This window comes from Plantibacter sp. lyk4-40-MEA-4, assembly GCF_030209415.1.
Taxonomy (GTDB): Bacteria; Actinomycetota; Actinomycetes; order Actinomycetales; family Microbacteriaceae; genus Plantibacter; species Plantibacter flavus_A.
Genome location: NZ_JARVSA010000003.1, coordinates 511,963 through 529,875, shown reverse-complemented (window position 1 = coordinate 529,875; position 17,913 = coordinate 511,963). Strand labels below are relative to the sequence as shown.

Annotated in this window: 17 protein-coding genes; 6 read left to right on the top strand and 11 right to left on the bottom strand. The window is 69.2% G+C overall.

The genetic code is table 11. The features are described 5' to 3' along the window. Nucleotides 1-103: 103 nt before the first annotated feature. Together QRN44_RS07740 and QRN44_RS07735 are read right to left on the bottom strand one after the other, a co-directional pair. Entirely contained in the window at nucleotides 104-748 is a 645-nt protein-coding gene (locus QRN44_RS07740; protein ID WP_121293017.1) for an SAM-dependent methyltransferase, read from the bottom strand. A gap of 298 nt (nucleotides 749-1,046) precedes the next feature. Then, nucleotides 1,047-2,591: a leucyl aminopeptidase gene (locus QRN44_RS07735; protein WP_121293019.1), complete on the bottom strand. Its 1,545-nt coding sequence runs from the start codon at nucleotides 2,589-2,591 to the stop codon at nucleotides 1,047-1,049. Nucleotides 2,592-2,678: 87 nt separating this feature from the next. Between QRN44_RS07735 and QRN44_RS07730 the strand changes: the two genes are divergently transcribed. Beyond that, a complete protein-coding gene (locus tag QRN44_RS07730; RefSeq protein WP_147427168.1) occupies nucleotides 2,679-3,455 on the top strand; it encodes a hypothetical protein in 777 nt (258 codons plus the stop codon). Nucleotides 3,456-3,500: 45 nt separating this feature from the next. Here QRN44_RS07730 and QRN44_RS07725 read toward each other — a convergent pair whose 3' ends face one another. From QRN44_RS07725 to QRN44_RS07700, 6 genes are all read right to left on the bottom strand, one after another. Then, nucleotides 3,501-4,640: a Gfo/Idh/MocA family protein gene (locus QRN44_RS07725; RefSeq protein ID WP_285038758.1), complete on the bottom strand. Its 1,140-nt coding sequence runs from the start codon at nucleotides 4,638-4,640 to the stop codon at nucleotides 3,501-3,503. Further along, nucleotides 4,637-5,416, bottom strand: coding sequence for a ThuA domain-containing protein (locus tag QRN44_RS07720; RefSeq protein ID WP_064295429.1), 780 nt, complete (start codon nucleotides 5,414-5,416; stop codon nucleotides 4,637-4,639). Before QRN44_RS07720 ends, QRN44_RS07725 begins: the two co-directional genes overlap by 4 nt. A 59-nt stretch (nucleotides 5,417-5,475) precedes the next feature. Next, nucleotides 5,476-6,357, bottom strand: a complete 882-nt coding sequence (locus tag QRN44_RS07715; RefSeq protein ID WP_082916066.1) for a carbohydrate ABC transporter permease — start codon at nucleotides 6,355-6,357, stop codon at nucleotides 5,476-5,478. Nucleotides 6,358-6,371: 14 nt separating this feature from the next. Further along, nucleotides 6,372-7,370 (bottom strand): carbohydrate ABC transporter permease, encoded by a 999-nt coding sequence (locus QRN44_RS07710; RefSeq protein ID WP_285038757.1) that lies wholly within the window; start codon nucleotides 7,368-7,370, stop codon nucleotides 6,372-6,374. A 5-nt stretch (nucleotides 7,371-7,375) separates the two neighbouring features. After that, nucleotides 7,376-8,635: a sugar ABC transporter substrate-binding protein gene (locus QRN44_RS07705; protein WP_121293028.1), complete on the bottom strand. Its 1,260-nt coding sequence runs from the start codon at nucleotides 8,633-8,635 to the stop codon at nucleotides 7,376-7,378. 70 nt (nucleotides 8,636-8,705) lie between these two features. Further along, nucleotides 8,706-9,938, bottom strand: coding sequence for a Gfo/Idh/MocA family protein (locus QRN44_RS07700; RefSeq protein ID WP_285038756.1), 1,233 nt, complete (start codon nucleotides 9,936-9,938; stop codon nucleotides 8,706-8,708). Nucleotides 9,939-10,121: 183 nt separating this feature from the next. On the opposite strand from QRN44_RS07700, the gene QRN44_RS07695 reads away from it, so the two are divergent. Beyond that, a complete protein-coding gene (locus QRN44_RS07695) occupies nucleotides 10,122-11,135 on the top strand; it encodes a LacI family DNA-binding transcriptional regulator (protein WP_240555621.1) in 1,014 nt (337 codons plus the stop codon). A gap of 36 nt (nucleotides 11,136-11,171) precedes the next feature. Here QRN44_RS07695 and QRN44_RS07690 read toward each other — a convergent pair whose 3' ends face one another. Both QRN44_RS07690 and QRN44_RS07685 read right to left on the bottom strand, forming a co-directional pair. Beyond that, nucleotides 11,172-11,606 carry a hypothetical protein gene (locus QRN44_RS07690; RefSeq protein ID WP_121293032.1) on the bottom strand — a complete coding sequence of 145 codons (435 nt, stop codon included), beginning with the start codon at nucleotides 11,604-11,606 and terminating at the stop codon, nucleotides 11,172-11,174. A gap of 105 nt (nucleotides 11,607-11,711) precedes the next feature. Then, nucleotides 11,712-13,016, bottom strand: a complete 1,305-nt coding sequence (locus QRN44_RS07685; protein WP_285038755.1) for an alpha/beta hydrolase — start codon at nucleotides 13,014-13,016, stop codon at nucleotides 11,712-11,714. 184 nt (nucleotides 13,017-13,200) lie between these two features. On the opposite strand from QRN44_RS07685, the gene QRN44_RS07680 reads away from it, so the two are divergent. The 4 genes from QRN44_RS07680 (at nucleotide 13,201) to QRN44_RS07665 (ending at nucleotide 16,870) form a co-directional block, all read left to right on the top strand. Then, nucleotides 13,201-14,592 (top strand): glycine--tRNA ligase, encoded by a 1,392-nt coding sequence (locus tag QRN44_RS07680; RefSeq protein WP_285038754.1) that lies wholly within the window; start codon nucleotides 13,201-13,203, stop codon nucleotides 14,590-14,592. A gap of 189 nt (nucleotides 14,593-14,781) precedes the next feature. Further along, the gene (locus QRN44_RS07675; protein WP_285038753.1) at nucleotides 14,782-15,072 is read left to right on the top strand and encodes a gamma-glutamyl-gamma-aminobutyrate hydrolase family protein; all 291 of its coding nucleotides are present in this window, start codon (nucleotides 14,782-14,784) and stop codon (nucleotides 15,070-15,072) included. Between the two features lie 2 nt (nucleotides 15,073-15,074). After that, a complete protein-coding gene (locus QRN44_RS07670) occupies nucleotides 15,075-15,893 on the top strand; it encodes a pyridoxal phosphate-dependent decarboxylase family protein (protein WP_285038752.1) in 819 nt (272 codons plus the stop codon). Further along, nucleotides 15,890-16,870 carry a DMT family transporter gene (locus tag QRN44_RS07665; RefSeq protein WP_285038751.1) on the top strand — a complete coding sequence of 327 codons (981 nt, stop codon included), beginning with the start codon at nucleotides 15,890-15,892 and terminating at the stop codon, nucleotides 16,868-16,870. The genes QRN44_RS07670 and QRN44_RS07665 overlap by 4 nt, the downstream gene beginning before the upstream one ends. 70 nt (nucleotides 16,871-16,940) lie before the next feature. On the opposite strand, the gene QRN44_RS07660 is transcribed toward QRN44_RS07665, so the two are convergent. Continuing rightward, the gene (locus tag QRN44_RS07660) at nucleotides 16,941-17,684 is read right to left on the bottom strand and encodes a dienelactone hydrolase family protein (RefSeq protein ID WP_285038750.1); all 744 of its coding nucleotides are present in this window, start codon (nucleotides 17,682-17,684) and stop codon (nucleotides 16,941-16,943) included. Nucleotides 17,685-17,913: the final 229 nt, after the last annotated feature.

Here is a 17,913-nt window from a genome sequence, read left to right as displayed (position 1 = left end):
CCGAGTGTCGACCGGATGTTGCGTTGTGCCCAACTCAGGAGAAGGGTGGCGTGTCGGCGTGACACGCCGGCCGGGCGAGGCGACACGCCGAGACGCTCCTGAGTCAGGGACGGCGACGGAGGACGAGGACGCTGTCGTCGAGCTCGGCGGGCTCGCCATCGGGCCCGATCGCGGCGCGCGCGACGAGGCCAGCGGTGACGACCTCCCAGTCGGTCGCCTCCAGCTCCAGCGAGGCGTGGACCTCGTCGGGCGTCGGGAAGTGCGCGTGCGCGATGTGCTCGGTCGCCCAGGGCGGCGGACCGGCGTGGCCGACGACGAGGAGGGTGCCGCCGGGAGCGACCGCCGATGCCGCGCGACGGAGGACCGCCTCGCGGGGGAACTCGACGGGGGAGTGCAGGAACGTCGCGGTGACGAGATCGAACGTCGCCGACGGTTCCCACTCGACGAGGTCGGCCTGCACCCAGGTGATGCGGTCGACGACCCCCGCCTCGCTCGCGGTCGACGCTCCGAGGGCGAGCGCGCTCGGAGAGATGTCGACGGCGGTCACGGACCAGCCATGCCGGGCGAGCCAGACGGCGTCCGCGCCCTCTCCACTGCCGAGTTCGAGCGCGGTGCCGGGCGCCAACGCGTCCACCTCGCGCTCGAGCGCGGCGTTCGGCTTGCCGCTCCACACCTGGCCGCGGCTGCTGTAGCGGTGCTCCCAGAAGGCGGCGGGATCGGTGATGGCGGGCTCGTGCTCGGAGGTCATGGCATCAGCCTGCCGTGACACCGGCCGCGAACGGCCGTCTCTTGCCGGAACGGCAACTGAGGTTGTCACCGCGCGGCCTTCGACACTTCGACAGGCTCAGGGACCGGGTTGCGGCTCGGGGACCGGGTTGCGGCTCGGGGACCGGGTTGCGGCTCAGGGACCGGGCTGCGGATGGGCTGATCCGGTCACTGAGCCTGTCGAAGTGCTCGCGGGGAAAGACGGTCCGGTCGCCGCCCTTCGACAGGCTCAGGGACCGGGCTGCGGCTCAGGGGACCGGGCATCGACGCCGCGTCCGGGGTCAGGCGCGGAAGTTGAGCGCCAGGTCGATCAGGAGGCGCGTGCCGTACCCGGTCGCACCCTTCGACCGCCAGGACTCGTCCGACTCCACGAGCATGGTGCCGGCGATGTCGAGGTGCGCCCACGGGATGTCGCCGACGAACTCCGCAAGGAACAGTGCGGCGAGCGTCGAACCGGCGAACCGGCCGCCGATGTTGGCGAGGTCCGCGACGTCCGAGTCGAGCTGCTTGCGGTAGCTGCGTTCGAGCGGCAGCTGCCACAGCTGCTCGTCGGTGGCCTTCGATGAGGCGAGCGTCTGGTCGACGATGCCCTGGTCGGTGCCGTGCACGGCCGCCGTCTTCGTGCCGAGCGCCATGATCGCGGCACCGGTCAGCGTCGCGATGTCGACGATCGCGTCCGGCTCCTCTTCGACGGCGAGGCTCAGGCCGTCGGCGAGGACGAGGCGACCCTCCGCGTCGGTGTTCTTGATCTCCACGGTGGTGCCGTTGCGGAACGTCAGCACGTCGCCGAGCATCGTGGCCGAGCCCGAGGGCATGTTGTCCGTGCACATGAGGAACGCCGTGACGCTGCTCGTGCAGTGCAACTCCTCCAGCGCCGTCATGGCGGACAGGATCGCTCCGGCGCCCGCCATGTCCATCTTCATCGCGGCGTGGGACGGGTCGGACGGCTTGAGCGAGATGCCGCCCGAGTCGTACATGATGCCCTTGCCGACGAGCGCGAGGTGTCCTGCGGCCTCGATCGGCGAGCCGTCGTCGTCCTTCGGCGTGTACCGCAGCTTGATCATGCGCGGTTCCTCGACGCTACCGGCGTTGACGCCGAGCAGGCCGCCGAGACCGAGCTCGATGAGCGCGTCCTTGTCGAAGACCTCGACGTCGAGCCCGTTGGCGGCACCGAGCGTCTCGGCCACCTCGGCGAGGTCGGTCGCCGTGAGGTGTCCGGGAGGCGTGTTCGCGAGGTCGCGCGCGAGGTTCGCCGATCGGGCGAGAACCTCGCCACGGTGTGCGCCGGTCGCGGTCTCCGGCAGGTCTTCAGCACCGGCGACGAGGTGGAGCGCGACGAGCGGGGTGCGCTTCGTCTCCCGCTTCAACTCGGTGTAGCGGTACCGGGCGAGGAGCGCGCCCTCGACGACGAGCTGCCCCGCGGAGGCCGGGTCGAGGTCGAACGACCGCGCCACGTCGAGGCCGATGCTCGCGAAGGAGGATGCCGCACGGGCGAAGGCAGCAGCGATGTCGCGGAGGGCTGCCGGGGTGCGCTTCTCGGGTGCACCGACGCCGACCGCGATGTACGTCGGGGCGTCCTGGCTGGGGATGACGAGCGTCTGGCCGATCTCGCCGGTGAAGCCGGCGCGGGCCAGTGCCGCGCGGTCGAGTCCGAGCGCGGTGGGGATGTCGTCGCCGGCGCCGTCGGCTGCGGGGGCGACGGCCAGGCCGATCGCCTCCACGCCCTCGGGGAGTTCGATCGCGACGCTCAGCTCGACCGCCTCGGCGTCGAGTGAGGGGGTGCGGGAGAAGGTCGGCGGGATCAGCTTGGTGGGGCGGGATGGCATGCAGCGTCCTTCGTCTCGGAATCGGGCTGGATCCATCGTATGGGCCTCACCTGGCCGCTGACGCGAGGGGTCTGGCAGGATGCCGGGATGGGTGCATGGGGAACGGCGATCTTCTCGAACGACACGGCCTCGGACATCCGCACCGAGTACCGCGAGTACGTGCAGGACCGGGTGCCGGACGACGAGGCGACGCGACGGACCATCGCGTCGTTCGCCCATCTGGTGGAGCGCGAGGACGGTGAGCTGTGGATCCCGCTCGCGGCCGCGCAGAGTGAGGTCGGCCGGCTCGATCCCGAGGTGCGGACGCGGGCGCTCGCGGCGATCGATCGCGGTGCCGACCTCGAGCTGTGGGCCGAAGCGGGCCCGGGGGAGGTCGCCAGGCGGACCGCGGCCCTCGATCGTCTCCGCGAGCAGCTCCTCGGCCCGCAGCCCGCACCGAAGCGCCTCCGCCGATCGTGGCGCCATGTGGAGGACGACCTGACGCCGGGCGACGTCCTCGCGTTCACGGCGCCGAACGGACGGACCGCCCTGTTCCGGGTCGCCGGCATCCATCGGTCCCGATACGGTGACTCACCCGAGCTCGACGTGCTCGACTGGGTGGGCGAGCAGGTCCCCGGGCCGGAGACCCTGGCGACGCTGCGAGCGAAGCGCGAGCCGGCCTCGGGCAATCTGCCGGAGCGTCCGGTCGTCTGGCAGCCGGACCGCTTCCGCAAGACGGACCCGCAGTGGCACGAGGTCGGCTTCGTCCGTGTGGCACGTTTCGAGGGGTGGCCGAACCGGCCGGGCCGGACCCCGGGCCACTCCGGCCTCTGGCGGGTGCTCAATCTGGTCGTGACCCGCAACCTCCTCGACGGGACCTGGTGAGCGGATCGTCGCTCGCGGGGTGCGCGGGCGACGATCCGCCTCACCTCAGCGGGAGGCGACGAGCGCGCCCCGGACGTCGGCGCGCGGCTCGGTCTCGATCGCCTGCGCGTGCGCCTGGGCGAGCACGTCCGCGATGACCACGCGCTCGCCGGACTCGGCGGACCGCACGGCGGCCTCCACCATCGCGAGGCTCAGCACGTTGGCGTGCACCTCACCCGAGGGGACACGCCCCGTGCGCAGGGCGTCGACGAACTCGACGAGCGAGCCCGCGATCTCCTCCGGCACGTCCGGCTCGAGCTCAGCGGTCTCGACCGCCGACGGTGAGCCGCCCTGCGGTGCGAGCTGCCGCTGCGGAGCGGAGTCGCCGTCCCAGACGGCCGTGCCGTGCTCGCCGTTCACTCGCCAACTGCCGTTCCACGAGGTCTCCATGCCGTCCGCGCACCAGCTGCCGCTGTAGGTGTACCGGACGCCTCCGGCGAACTCGAAGACGGCGGTCGCGGCGGCGTCGGCGGAGAACCAGCTCCACCCCGGGTTGTACTCCTCGCAGTACACGGCGATCGGGTCGAGACCGAGGACGTAGCGGGCGGCGTCGAAGGCATGGATCGCCATGTCGACGAGCAGCACGTGCGCCATCTCCTCGCGGAAGCCGCCGAAGTGCGGTGCCTTGAAGAACTCCGTCGTCGCGGACCCGAGCCGACCGAGCGTGGCGACCTGCTCCCGGAAAGCGGCGATCGACGCGTAGTAGCGACGCGACTGGCTGGTCATGAGCAGTTGCCCACTGGCCTCGGCCGTCGCCGCCAATGAGAGGGCCTGCGCCACCGTCGGTGCGATCGGCTTCTCGCAGAGCACCGGCAACCCGGCGAAGAGCGCCTCGGTGTTGACCGGGTGGTGCGCGGCGGGCACGGTGACGTTGACGACCGCGTCCGCCGCCGTCGCCTCGGCGACGACCGACACGCTGGTGCCGACGACGACACCCTCGGGGCCCAGCCGGAGCCCCGCCTCGGTCACCGCCGACTCCGCGAGGGCCGAGTCGAGGTCGACGACGCCGACGAGTTCCGTGTCCGGGTTCGCGAGGATCGTCCGCAACCACGCCCGTCCCATCCCGCCCGCACCGACGAGCACGAGCCGAACCGGCCTGATGGCGTCCGCGAGCGTCGCGAAGCCACCGTCGACAGGAGCACTCATCGCGCGAGCGCCCCTTCGTATCCGCGGCCGTTGTAGAAGTCCTCGGTCTCGTACCGCAGCAGGACCGGCACCGCGCGTTCCGGACGCAGCGTCTGCGCCCACCGGACGCCGTTCGCGAGGACGCGACGGACGTGCTCGTGGTGGTAGACGGGGTAGTCCTGGTCGCCGGGGGAGAAGAAGAAGATCTTGCCGAAGCCGCGCTTGTAGGTCATGCCGGAACGGAAGACCTCGCCACCGGTGAAGGTCGACAGGAAGACGAGCTCGTCGGGCGCGGGGACGTCGAAGAACTCGCCGTACATCTCCTGCGCCGGGATGATGAACGGGTGCGGGATCCCCTGGGCGATCGGGTGGGTGGGGTCGACGGTCCAGACGATCTCGCGGTCCTCCTCCGACCGCCACCGGAGCGTGCACGAGGTGCCCATGAGCTTGCCGAAGATCTTCGACCAGTGGCCGGAGTGCAGCACGAGCAGACCCATACCGGCGAGTACGTGCTGGTGCACGCGCTCGACGACCTCGTCGGCGACCTCGCCGTGAGCCGCGTGGCCCCACCAGACGAGCACGTCGGTCGCGGCGAGCACCTCCTCGGTGAGCCCGTGCTCCGGTTCGTCGAGCGTGGTCGTGGTGACCACGGCGTCGGCGCCGAGGTGCTCTTCGATGCCCTCCTTGATGGTCGTGTGCATGCCGTCCGGGTAGATGGCGCGGACCTTCTCCTCGATCTGCTCGTGGCGGTTCTCGCCCCAGACGAGGACGCGGATGGGGGTGCTGCTGTCGGACATGGTGGTGCTCCTTCGAGGATGCGTTGCGTGGTCGGAGAGGGTGTCGGAGTGGTCGTCGGTCATTTCACGGCACCGCCCGTGGCGCCCGCGGCGATGAACCGCTGGGCGATGACGAGCAGCAGGATCGCGGGCAGGGACGAGAGGACGGCGGTCGCCATCACCGCGCTCCAGTTCGAGACCTGCGAGCCGAGGTACTGGTAGATGCCGAGCGTCACTGGCCGGACGTCCTCCGTCGTCGTCAGCGTCAGGGCGAACAGGAAGTCGCTCCAGGAGAAGAGGAAGGCGAACAGACCGGCGGTGATGAGCACGTTGCGGCTCACCGGGAGGACGATCGAGACGAAGGCCCGCACGTGCCCGGCGCCGTCGACCCGTGCCGCCTCGACGATCGACGGCGGGATGGTCTGCATCGACGCCCGCAGGATGAGGATCGCGAACGGGATGGCGTGCGAGGCGTCGGCGAGGATCAGCCCGGGGATCGAGTTGAGCAGGCCGAGGTCGTTGTACGCCGAGTAGAGGGCGTTCGCGATCACGATGCCCGGGATCATCTGGGCGATCAGGATCACGAGGAGGGCGATGCTGATCCACCGGAACCGGAACTGCGCGAGGGCGTAGGCCGCCGGGGCCGCGATCGCCAGGCTGAGGACGACGGTTCCGAGCGAGATGACGAGGCTCGTGACGAGGTGCCCGCCCTGGTCGGCGATCGCCTTCTCGTACCCGGCGAAGCTCGGGTTGACCGGGAAGAAGTCGCCGGTGAGCGTGTTACCGGAGGGTTGCAGGGACGCGTTCACCATCCAGTAGACGGGGAAGAGCATGATCGCGAGGATGAGGATGCCGAGGACGGTGTAACCGAGGTGGCGCCGGTCGCCGCGGTGGCGACGCGGGCCGACCGGGGCGAAGCGGCGCGTCTGCCGGCCGCCGGTCACGATGCTGGTCGTGGTCATGAGGGTCCGTGTCCTTACTCGTCGACCGCGCGTCGGTTCACGCGCAGGTAGACGATGGCGAAGAGGAGCGAGATGACGATGAGGATGTTGCTGAAGGCCGCACCGACACCGAACTCGAAGTTCACGAACGACTCCTGATACGACCGCACCGCGAGGGTCTGGGTGGCGTTCGCCGGCCCGCCGTTCGTGAGGCCGAGGATGATGTCGAGCACCTTGATCGTGTAGACGACGCCGAGCACGAGCACGACGCTGACCACGGGGCGGAGGTTCGGCCAGGTGATGTGGCGGAACGCCTTCCAACCGGTCGCGCCATCGAGCGCTCCCGCCTCGTAGAGCTCGTCGGGGATGTCCTGGAGGCCGCCGTAGAGGATCGTGACGTTGAACGGGATGCCGATCCAGATGTTGACGAGGACGACCGCGAACAGGGCCACCGACGGGCTCGTCAGCCAGGGGACGCCCGACAGGCCGATGGAGCCGAGGGCGGCGTTCAGGACGCCGCTGTCCTGGTCGAGGATCGACCGCCAGGTGGCGCTCGACACGATCAGGGGGAGGAGCCAGGGGAGCAGCAGCATCGCGCGGAGGAACGAGCTCAGGGGGAAGCGTCGCTTGAAGAAGACGGCGAGCGCGAGCCCGATCACGAACTGCCCGGCGATCGACCCCGCCGTGAACAACGCCGTGTTGAGCAGCGCCGGTGTGAACAGTTGAGAACTGAACACGGTCACGTAGTTCGCGAACCCGACCCACGGCGCCTCGCCCGTGAAGAACGTCTTCGTCGTGTACTCCTGCAAGCTCATCGTGACGTTCTTGACGACCGGATAGCCGAAGAAGAGGACGATGTAGAGCGCTGCGGGGAGGACGAAGCCGAGCTTGATCAGGTCTTCCCGGCGGAAGCGTCGGCTCCGGCGGCCGGCCCCGGCGGGGGTGCGCTTGGTCGGCGCGCCCCCGTCGGTGCCGCTGGACCGCTGGTCGGTCTTCCGGTCCTGGAGCGATGCTCCGGCGATGCCACTGCTCATCGGGATCAGCCCGCGGCCGCCTGCTTGAACGCCTCTTCAGGCGTCGCCTGCCCGGTCAGGGCGAGCTGGATGGCGGTGTAGATCTCGGTCGCGGCCTCGGGCCACTCCTCGCCGAGCTCGCCGGTGCGCGAGCGGGCGTTGGCGACCTGCTCGGTGAACGCGGCCATCTCGGGGACCTTCGCGACGTACTGCTCGGCCAGGGCCGTCTTCGTCGGGACGGTGAAGCGGGCCTCCGCGAGGGCCAGCTGGTTCTCGTCGCTCGAGATGCACTCGACGAACTTCGCCGCCTTCGCCTGCTTGTCCTTGTCGCCGGTCACGGGGACGGTCCAGACCTCGCCGCCGAGCGGGGCGACGGGCGTCTGGCCGGCCTTGTTGACCGGAACCTGCACGCTGCCGTACTTGAGGTTCGTGTCGGCGCTGAGGGCCGGGATCTGCCACGGACCGTTGATCATCATCGCGGCCTTACCGGCCATGAACTGGTCGTTCACGTCGGCCTGTGACCAGTTGATGACGCTCTTCGACGCCGACCCCGAGTTCACGAGGTCGACCTGCAGCTGGAGCGCCTCGGCGACGGCGGGCGTCGTGAGGTCGGCCTCGTCGCCGCCGTTGGTCCACATGAACGGCAGGAACTGCCAGCTGCCCTCGTAGGTGGCGATGGAGCTGAAGGCCAGCCCGTAGGTGTCGCCCTCGGTCAGTGCCGCCGCGGCCGTCTTGAGTTCGTCCCACGTGGTCGGCGGGGTGATGCCCTTCGCCGCGAGGAGGTCCTCGTTGTAGAAGAGGCCGAGGGTGTTGACCGTCGGTGCCAGGCCGTAGACCTCCCCCTCGTAGCTCGCCGCGTCGAGGATGCCCTTCGCGAAGCCCGAGGTGTCGACGCCGTAGTCGCTGAGTGGCGAGAGTCCGCCGGTCGCGGCGATCTCCTGGACGTCCGGGTTGTCGAGCATGAGGACGTCGGGCAGCGTCTTGGACGACGACTGCTGGAGCACCTTCTGGATGAGGTCCTTGCCGGGGACGGTTTCGCGCTTGATCTTCACGCCGACGTCGTCCGCGCACCGGTCGAGGGCGTCGCCCACGAGGGTCTTGTCGGGTTCGTTGTTGTAGTAGTCGAGGATCGTGAGGGTGCCGGCGTCGCCTCCAGCCGCCGCGCCACCGCCACCGCTGCACGCGGTGAGGGCGAACGGGGTGATCGCGAGGATCGCGAGCGATCCGAGCACGTGCGGCCGACGGATGGTGCGTGGCCGGGTGTCGCGGGTGGTCGTGGATCTCATGTCATGGCTCCTTTGCCTGGTGAGTGGTGATCGTGATGCGGTGGTGATCGTGGTGCGGCGGGTGGTTCGGTCAGTGGTCGAGTGGGATCCAGGTGGCACCTGCGTCGGCGCTCGCCGAGACCGCTGCGAGCACGCGCTGCACCCGGAGGCCGTCGGCGAAGCCCGGTTCGGGCGCCCGGCCCGCGGCGAGGTCGCGGGCGAGGTCGGCGACCTCGTGGACGAAGGTGTGCTCGTAGCCGAGGCCGTGGCCGGCCGGCCACCAGGCGTCCGCATACGGGTGACCGGGTTCGGTGACGAGGATGCGCCGGAAGCCCGCCTCCTCGGCCGGGAGGGTGTGGTCGTGGAACTGCAGCTCGTTCATGCGCTCGAAGTCGAAGACGAGCGATCCGTCGGAGCCGTCGACCTCGAGCCGCATCGCGTTCTTGCGACCGGCGGCGAAGCGGGTGGCCTCGAAGGTCGCCAGGGCGCCGCCGTCGGTGCGGGCGATGAACACGACCGCGTCGTCGACGGTCACCCGCCCGGTGAGGGGTTCCGACACCTCGCCATCCTCAGGATCGCCCTCCGTGGTGGCGCTGAGGCCGCTCGACGAGGTGGGGAGCGGCCGCTCGGTGACGAAGGTCGAGGTCAGGGCGCTCACGCCGTTCAGTTCCTGTCCGGTGACGAACTGTCCGAGATCGATGATGTGGGCGCCGAGGTCACCGAGCGCACCGGAGCCGGCCTGGTCGGCGTCGAGTCGCCAGACGAGCGGGAAGGTGGGATCCGCGATCCAGTCCTGCAGGTACTGGGCCCGGATGTGACGGATCGTCCCGAGGCGACCGTCGGCGACGAGCTGTCGTGCATAGGCGAGCGCGGGGGTGCGTCGGTAGCTGAAGCCGACCATCGCGCGCACGCCGCGCGCAGCCGCCCGTTCGGCCGCGGCGTTCATCCGCTCGGCCTCCTTCAGCGTGTTCGCGAGCGGCTTCTCGCAGAGGACGTGGATACCGGCGTCGAGCGCGGCGATCGCGATCTCAGCGTGGAGGTGGCCCGGGGTGCAGATGTCGATCACGTCGATGTCGCCACGGGTGAGGAGCGCTCGCCAGTCGGTCTCGACGTCAGCGATCCCGAACCGGTCGGCGAACGCGCGGGCGGCGTCGGCATCGCGACCGCTGACGGCGACGAGGTCGACCCCGCGGCCGAGGTCGAAGAAGCGGGGAGCGGTGGTCCAGGCCTGCGCGTGGATGGTGCCCATGAAGCTGTACCCGACGATCGCGACGCGCAGTGGCTGCTCGGACCGGTTGTCGTCCGTGGTCGTCGGTACAGGCATCAGCACGGCTCCTTCGCCGGTCGAGGTCGGATCGCGCAGGCCGGAAAGTTAACCGGTTTACTGCGCGCTTCGGGAACCAGCATGCACCGTGCCGCCGGAGTCGTCAAGAAGTAATTTAACCGGTTTACCGAATCGTGATCCGTGAGAGACTGACCGGACAGCACCGCACCTGAACGGGGATCCATGGCAACGATGCGTGACGTCGCGCGACTCGCAGGGGTCTCGGTCGCCACGGTGTCGTTCGTCGTCAACGATTCGAAGCCGGTGTCCCCGGCCACTCGACTGCGGGTGGAGTCGGCGATGGTCGAGCTGGACTTCCGCCGGAACGCGGTCGCCCGCGCGCTCGCGAGCCGTCGGACCCGCATCATCGCGCTGCTGTTCCCGGTGTTGCAGCATCGACTGTCCGACAACGCGGCCCGCTTCTTCACCGGTGCTGCGGAGGCTGCGGCCGAGCTCGGGTACACCGTCGTCCTCTGGCCGGAGCCGAGCGAACCCGACGCGCTTCGCGAGTTCACCTCCGATGGCCTCATCGACGGCGTCATCCTCATGGAGGTGCGGCTCGACGACCATCGGGTCGACCGTCTGCTCGCGGCCGGGACGCCACTGACGCTCATCGGCCGGACCCGCGACCCCTCCGGTCTCGACTACGTCGACGTCGACTTCGAGGGGATGGTCGAGTTGTCCATCGATCGTCTGCAGGCCCTCGGTCATCGGGAGTTCGCCCTGCTCGAGGAGGTCGAGCGGGCCGACCTCGACGGCTACGGCCCGGTGGTCCGCGTGCAGGAGACGTTCCACGCCGTGTGCGCGGCTCGTGGACTCCGCGCTCGGACGCTCCAGTGCACTCCCGATCCAGCCGGTGGTCGCGAGATCGCGGCGACCCTCCAGGCGGAGGCGCCCGAGGTCACGGCCGTCCTCGTACTCAACGATCGGGCGGCCCTCGGTTTCGTGAGCGAGCTCGGCAGGCGCGGCGTCTCGGTCCCCGACGACGTGTCCGTCGTCCTCGTCGCCTCCACCCGAGAGGTGTCGGAAGCGGCCGACCCGGCGCTCGCCGTCACGTTGCTGCCCGCCGCCCAGCTCGGCCGGATGGGCGTCGAGACCCTCGTCGGCCGGCTCGACGGCACCCTCGGTGAACTGCGTCACGAACTCGTCATGGGCGCCTTCCTCGAGGGCGCGTCCCTCGCGCCGCCGCCCGATTGAGTCATCTCGTCGCGTGAGCGGCCCTCGAGCGACCGGTCACCGCACCTCAGGGCGCCGGGAGGACTCCGCCGCCCGGTTCGCGATCGCCCGGTGCCGTGCCTGCCCGATCAGCGATTGGGTGTAGCCGACGCGGTTCATGGTGTCGTGTCGGGCGAAGTCGGTCGAGATCGGGACCTGCTCGGTGTAGGTGTACGGGCCGGCCTGGACGTTCACGGAGACGAACCCCGAGACACGCCTCTCCTTCGCGAAGAGGAACAGCAGGCTGAGGAAGAAGAACCAGATCAACACGACGACCAGCACGATGGCCCACGCCGGGGTGTGGGTGGTCGTCGAGGTCTGATCGCTCGACGTCACATTGACGTCCGCGAGTGGCCACGTGCCGGCGGGTGTCATGATCACGTCGTCAGTGACCCTGATGTTGCCGATCTGGACGAGGAGGGGCTGCGGCATCGGCGGGAGCTGGGTGGTCATGGGCATCGACCATAACCAATCGGTTCAGACCGCCGCCGGAGTTCTCCACAGCCCACGACGGAGTGGAGGCCGGGTCGAGGAGCCTTGTCCCTGGCCCCGTCCCGGTCACGGTCGTTGGAGGCCGATCCGCGGGTAGAGCGCGCGGAGCGTCTGGTCCAGCCCGCCCGTGAGCGAGCTGGCGCCGTGGTCGCCGCCCGGTATCGCGAAGGTCTGGACCTTCCAGCCGGCCGACGTTGCGGTGGCTGCGGCGCGCCGCATCATGGCGGTGTAGACCGCGTCCGCGGTCCCGGCGGAGAAGAACGCCTCCGTGTCGGCGTAGTTCATCTTCGCCATGATGGTCGACGGTTTGATCGCGTCGTACGCGTTCTGGTCGCCGTCGAACATCACGCGCAGGTTGTCCGCCGGGAGCCCGGCTCCGGGATACTCCTCACCCGAGACACTGACGACGTTGCCGAAGGTCTGCGGGTACTTGGCTCCGTAGTAGATCGCACAGCTGCCGCCGGCCGAGTATCCGGCCACCGTCCAATCCTTCGGCGATTGGAGGATGTGCAGGTTCGCCTTCGCCCAGGGGAGCACGTCCTGCGTGACGTACGTCTCCACCTTCCCGTACCGCCCGTCGATGCACAGCGGATCCACGGAAGGGTCGCCGAGCTGATCCACGACGAGCGCGATGGGAGCGAGCCCCTGGTGGTCGGCGGCGATCGCGTCGAGCGCCTCGCCGATCCACTTCGCGTCGGGGTCGCCCGGTTGTCCCATCATCATGAGGACGAACGGGAGCGCCGGGGGATCCTTCACGAGCGCGGCGGGTGGGTAGTAGATCTGCGCCGGGCGCGCGTCGAACCCGGAGTTCGTGTTCGGGATCCGGTCGCCTGTGGGGAGCGGGCCGAACCTGCCCGTCTTCGGCAGGTCGGCCGGCGGCTTCCACGTCTCGTACAGCGGACGGGCCGGATCGCCGGTGGGCGTGCTCGTCGGCGTCACGAGGGTGATCGGCTTGCGGTTCTGGACGTGGAACATCGACCCGAGGGTGGTCTGGACGCCGTACGCGCCGTTGACGCCCAGCGCCGCGGTCGCGCCGAAGACGAGGATGCACGCGACGGCGATGACGCGCCGCTTCCACGAGACGCGCCAGCAGATCGTGAGGACGGCGAGCGCGATGCCGGCGAAGACACCGATCAACCAGGGCTCCGCGGAGCGGATCAACGGCCCGCCGAAGAGGTTGAGCACGTCGAAGACCAGCCAGACCGTCCCCAGGGCGAGGAGCGCGCCCGCCAGGAGGGCGATGGCGGCGCTCAGGTACCACAGCAGCCCGGACCGACGGATGACGAGGTACAGCAGGCCGGCGATGCTGAGCCCGTCGAGCACCCAGACGAGGGGACCGTCGATGACGTCGAGGTTCCACAGCCAGTCCATCGGTGCTCCATCCTGCGTACCGCGATGGTTGTCAGGCTAAGCGGCCATCCGGTGCCGGACAAGGGTCGTTGGGCGTCCTCACGGGCTCGCCCATAGGATTGAGGGGTTCCGGGAGCGGGCGCCAGCCAGGCGTCAGCACCGGAAGGTACCGCCGCGTGGCAAGCGGCACGGAGGATCCACACCCATGGCAGAGCAGTCCCATCTCGAGTCCGTCATCACCCTGGCGCAGCACCGCGGCTTCGTCTTCCCGTCGGGAGACATCTACGGCGGTACGCGGTCTGCGTGGGATTACGGGCCCCTGGGTGTCGAGCTCAAGGAGAACATCAAGCGTCAGTGGTGGAACGCGTTCGTGCGTGGCCGCGGCGACATGGTCGGTCTCGACTCCGCCGTCATCCTGCCCACCCCGGTCTGGGAGGCGTCCGGTCACGTCAAGGTCTTCAGCGACCCGCTGACCGAATCGCTCATCACCCACAAGCGGTACCGCGCCGACCACCTGTTCGAGGCGTACGAGGCCGAGCACGGCCACCCGCCGGAGAACGGCCTCGCCGACATCCCCGACCCCGAGCACCCCTCGAAGGTCGGCCAGTGGACCGAGATCCGTCAGATGTCCGGCCTCCTGAAGACCTTCCTCGGCGTCGTCGACGACGAGTCTGGTCTCCACTACCTGCGTCCCGAGACCGCGCAGGGCATCTTCACGAACTTCGCGAACGTGCTGCAGACGGCCCGCAAGAAGCCGCCGTTCGGCATCGGCCAGATCGGCAAGGCGTTCCGCAACGAGATCACGCCCGGCAACTTCATCTTCCGCACCCGCGAGTTCGAGCAGATGGAGATCGAGTTCTTCGTCGAGCCCGGCACGGACGACGAGTGGCAGCAGACCTGGATGGACCTCTGCTGGGCCTGGTTCATCGACCTCGGCATGACGCCCGACAACATCCGTTGGTTCGAGCACCCGCAGGAGAAGCTGGCGCACTACTCGAAGCGCACCGTCGACATCGAGTACAAGTTCGGCTTCGCCGGCAGCGAGTGGGGCGAGCTCATGGGTGTCGCGAACCGCACCGACTACGACCTCAAGGTGCACGCCGAGCAGTCCGGCAAGGACCTCAGCTATTTCGATCAGGCCAAGAACGAACGGTACATGCCGTACGTCATCGAGCCGTCGTTCGGTCTGACCCGTGCGCTCATGGCCTTCCTCGTCGACGCGTACGAGGAGCAGGAGCTGCCGCCGAACGCCAAGGGCAAGATCGAGAAGCGCACCGTGCTGCACCTCGACCCGCGTCTCGCGCCCGTCAAGGTCGCCGTGCTGCCGCTGTCCCGCAATGAGGCGCTGTCGCCGCTCGCCCGCCGGATCGGCGACGAGCTGCGCGGCTCGTGGAACATCGACTTCGACGACTCGGGCGCGATCGGCCGCCGCTACCGTCGTCAGGACGAGATCGGCACCCCGTACTGCGTGACGGTCGACTTCGACTCGCTCGAGGACGACGCCGTGACGGTCCGCGACCGCGACAGCATGCAGCAGGAGCGCGTCGCCATCGACGAGCTGTACGCCTACCTCGCCACCCGCCTCAAGGGCGCCTAGGCCTCCGCCGCACACCTGAACGCCCGCTCGCCCATTCTTGGGCGAGCGGGCGTCTCTTCGCCCATGTTTGGGCGAGTGGGCGAAGTTGCCCCGAGTTATCCACAGATCCCACCAACCTGGTATTTGGCATATCTCGATTTGTAGCATGGACCTCATGGACGCAACCGTCCGAGCAAGGGGATGCCAGGGGTGAGAGAGCGCGATCGGCCGACCAGGCCGCCGAGGATCGGAATCACGGCGCGGTTCGATCCGCGTGCGACGTCGTTCCGGGTTGACGAGCGGTATGTACGCGCGATCGTTCGCTACGGCGGAGTCCCCCTCGTCCTGCCGTTCGCCGGTCCACCCGGTCCCATCGTCGACGCTCTCGACGGCCTGATGCTGACGGGTGGCGAGGACCTGCACCCGCGATACTCGGGCGGCTCCGCGCAGGACGGCTATCGGTACTACCCCGACGCCGGATCGAGGTGGACACCGATCTGAGGATGCGCGTGGACGAACTCGAACGCACCATCCGGTCGGATCGGCATGCTGGGCTCACGCCACTGTGCGTCGTCGGCAACATCGGGACGGTCAACACCGGTACCATCGACCCCCTCGACGACCTGGTCCGTGTCGCCCGCCGTGAGGGAGTGTGGTTGCATCTCGACGGAGCGTTCGGAGCGTTCGCCTATCTCCTGCCGGAACTTCGGCCGTTGGTGTCGGCGATGAACCGCGCCGACTCGATCGTCTTCGACCTCCACAAGTGGTTCGGCATGCCGTTCGACGCGAGTTGTCTCCTGACTCGTGACCCGCACGTCCTCGAATCGGCGTTCTCGGTCGGCTCGCCGTACACGAGCAAGACGGACCGAGGTCCTGCTGCCTCGGCGATCTCGTTCGCTGACCGCGGGGTGGAGCAGAGTCGCCCGTTCCGGGCGCTGAAAGTGTGGTTCTCGCTCCAGGCGCTCGGAGTGGAGGCGTTCGAGGCCTCGATGCGCGCGAACCTCGAACAGATCCGTCACCTCGACGAGCGGGTGACGGCCTCGCCGGAGCTGGAGGTCGTCAGTCGGAGCCAGCTCAACATCCTGTGCTTCCGATACGTCGGCCGAGGGGTGGACCCGTCGCGGTTGAACGACATCAATCAGTCCCTGCTCGGGCGGTTGCAGTCTTCGGGAGTCGCGGTCCCGTCACACACGATCATCGACGACCGCTTCGTGATCCGGGTGGCTGACAACAATCATCGGACCACGTGCGCCGACTTCGATGTCCTCGTGGACTCGGTCATCGCTCTGGGCGACACCATCGTCTCCGAGGAGAGCGGGTGACCCGCCGCTCGACCGCCCTGGCGGGGGTGGTGTGGGCGGTCCTCGCCACCGCCCTGTGGGGGTCGACGTTCCTCGGTCCGGCGCTCGCTGCACCGGTTGGACCGCTGACGCTCGTGTTCGGCAGGTACGCGGTGTTCGGTCTCCTGTCCATCGTCGTGCTCCTGCTCCGCCGGGCGTCGTTGCGCACGATCGGCGTCCGGCGAGGACTCGTGGCGCTGCACCTGGGGGCTGTGGGATACCTCGGGTTCTACCTCTGCTTCTCGCTCGCGGCGGACATCGGGGGAGGAGTGCTGGCGTCAATGGCGACGGGCATGATGCCGGCGGCAGTGACGATCGGCGCGAACCTCCTGCACCGAGACGTTCCGTGGTGCCGGCTGGCCGGGCCGATCATGATCTCCACCGTCGGCCTCATCGTGCTGAACTGGCAGCGCCCGCCGTCGACTCAGGTCGTCGATGGAACAGGTGCTGAGGTGATCCTGGCGACACTCCTCGCGCTCGCGGCCTGTCTGCTCTGGTCGTACTTCGTGGTCATGAACGGCGCGATCCTCGGTCGTGGCGGTGCAGCAGCGGTCGACGGCACGTCGTGGACCGCTCTGCTCGGCCTCGGGGCCTTCGTCACCTCGTTCGTCCTCCCGCCGCTGGCCGTCCTCCGGGGCGAGGTGCCGCTCGGAGCCGTGGGCGATGAGCTGTTGATCCGCTTCCTGGTGTTGAGCGTCCTGCTCGCCGTCCTCGGATCCTGGTGCGCGTCGTGGTGCTGGAACCGGGCTTCGGGGCGCGTCTCCACGGTGGTCCTCGGGCAACTGATAGCCCTCGAGACCCTGTTCGGGGCGGCGTTCAACCTGCTGTTGGAGCGGCGTCTGCCTGGCGCCACCGAGACGGTCGGCGCCGCCCTGGTGACCACCGGGGTGCTGCTCTGCGTGCGATCCGCAGCCGCGCGGGAGCGCGACCCGGCTGCCCGTTCGGGTGTTGCGGAGTGAGCGGCGTTCGTTCGCCCGCACTTGGGCGAGCGAGCGTTCATTCGCCCAAGTTTGGGCGAAGGGATCGGCGTCAGGCGTTGCCGAGTGAGGTGTCGAGGAACGCGAGCGTCTTCACCCAGGCGTCGGCGGCCGCGTCCTCGCGGTAGGTGATCGTGTTGGTGTCGTTGAAGAAGGCGTGACCGGCGTCGGGGTAGACGGTCGCGGTGAACTCGACCCGCGCGTCCTCCATCGTCGTGGTCAGCTCGGGCAGGCTCTTCATGAGGCCCTCGTCCTGGTCGCCGTAGAACGCGAGGACGGGGCAGGCGATGCTCGTCACGGCCTCGGGCTCGGGCGGGTAGCCGTAGAACGGGAGGGCGGCGCGGATGCGGCGGTCGGCCGCGGCGAGCGCGAAGCTGTAGCCGCCGCCGAAGCAGAAGCCGACGACGGCGACGCGGCCGTCGATCCCCTCCTCGTCGAACAGGGCGTCGACGGCCTTCCCCAGGTACCCGAGCGCCTCCTCGGCGTACTCGGGCGACTTCGAGGCCGAGAGCTTCTCGCGCAGCTTCGGCTGTGCCGCGGTCCTCGTCGCCTCGTCGCTGTTGAAGACGAGGCTCTCCAGCTCCGCACCGATCTCGGGCGTGACGCCGGCACCACTCAGGATGTCGGGCGCGATGACGAGGTACCCCTCCGCGGCGAAGCGGTCGGCGACGTCGGTGATGTGCGGGACGAGGCCCCAGATCTCGTGGATGAGCACGAGCCCGCCGCGGAGTTCGACGCCCTTCGGCGGGTCGGCGCGGTAGGCGGTGAGGCCCTTGGTCAGCGTGATGGTCGTCATATCGCCAGTGTTCCAGCCGACCCTCCGCTCCGGCTGGGGGTTGCGCTGCCTCGCGAGTTATCCACAGATTCTGGACGAGTACTCAAACTGATGTTTCAGATGACTACAGTCGGGCTGTGGCGTGCCCACGGGCCGGCTCTCCTCACCGCGAGGCGGCCCCGGGACCTCGACCCGCTCCGTCCGGAGTCGTCGACATGCCGACCTGCCCCCTCGTTCCATCCGCGATCAA

Coding starts and splice junctions, on each gene's coding strand:
- QRN44_RS07700 (WP_285038756.1), bottom strand. CDS start 9,938: ATGCCTGTACCGACGACCACGGACGACAACCGGTCCGAGCAGCCACTG.
- QRN44_RS07670 (WP_285038752.1), top strand. CDS start 15,075: ATGCGCGTGGACGAACTCGAACGCACCATCCGGTCGGATCGGCATGCT.
- QRN44_RS07725 (WP_285038758.1), bottom strand. CDS start 4,640: ATGAGTGCTCCTGTCGACGGTGGCTTCGCGACGCTCGCGGACGCCATC.
- QRN44_RS07735 (WP_121293019.1), bottom strand. CDS start 2,591: ATGCCATCCCGCCCCACCAAGCTGATCCCGCCGACCTTCTCCCGCACC.
- QRN44_RS07715 (WP_082916066.1), bottom strand. CDS start 6,357: ATGACCACGACCAGCATCGTGACCGGCGGCCGGCAGACGCGCCGCTTC.
- QRN44_RS07740 (WP_121293017.1), bottom strand. CDS start 748: ATGACCTCCGAGCACGAGCCCGCCATCACCGATCCCGCCGCCTTCTGG.
- QRN44_RS07660 (WP_285038750.1), bottom strand. CDS start 17,684: ATGACGACCATCACGCTGACCAAGGGCCTCACCGCCTACCGCGCCGAC.
- QRN44_RS07680 (WP_285038754.1), top strand. CDS start 13,201: ATGGCAGAGCAGTCCCATCTCGAGTCCGTCATCACCCTGGCGCAGCAC.
- QRN44_RS07695 (WP_240555621.1), top strand. CDS start 10,122: ATGGCAACGATGCGTGACGTCGCGCGACTCGCAGGGGTCTCGGTCGCC.
- QRN44_RS07710 (WP_285038757.1), bottom strand. CDS start 7,370: ATGAGCAGTGGCATCGCCGGAGCATCGCTCCAGGACCGGAAGACCGAC.
- QRN44_RS07705 (WP_121293028.1), bottom strand. CDS start 8,635: ATGAGATCCACGACCACCCGCGACACCCGGCCACGCACCATCCGTCGG.
- QRN44_RS07720 (WP_064295429.1), bottom strand. CDS start 5,416: ATGTCCGACAGCAGCACCCCCATCCGCGTCCTCGTCTGGGGCGAGAAC.
- QRN44_RS07685 (WP_285038755.1), bottom strand. CDS start 13,016: ATGGACTGGCTGTGGAACCTCGACGTCATCGACGGTCCCCTCGTCTGG.
- QRN44_RS07690 (WP_121293032.1), bottom strand. CDS start 11,606: ATGACCACCCAGCTCCCGCCGATGCCGCAGCCCCTCCTCGTCCAGATC.
- QRN44_RS07730 (WP_147427168.1), top strand. CDS start 2,679: ATGGGTGCATGGGGAACGGCGATCTTCTCGAACGACACGGCCTCGGAC.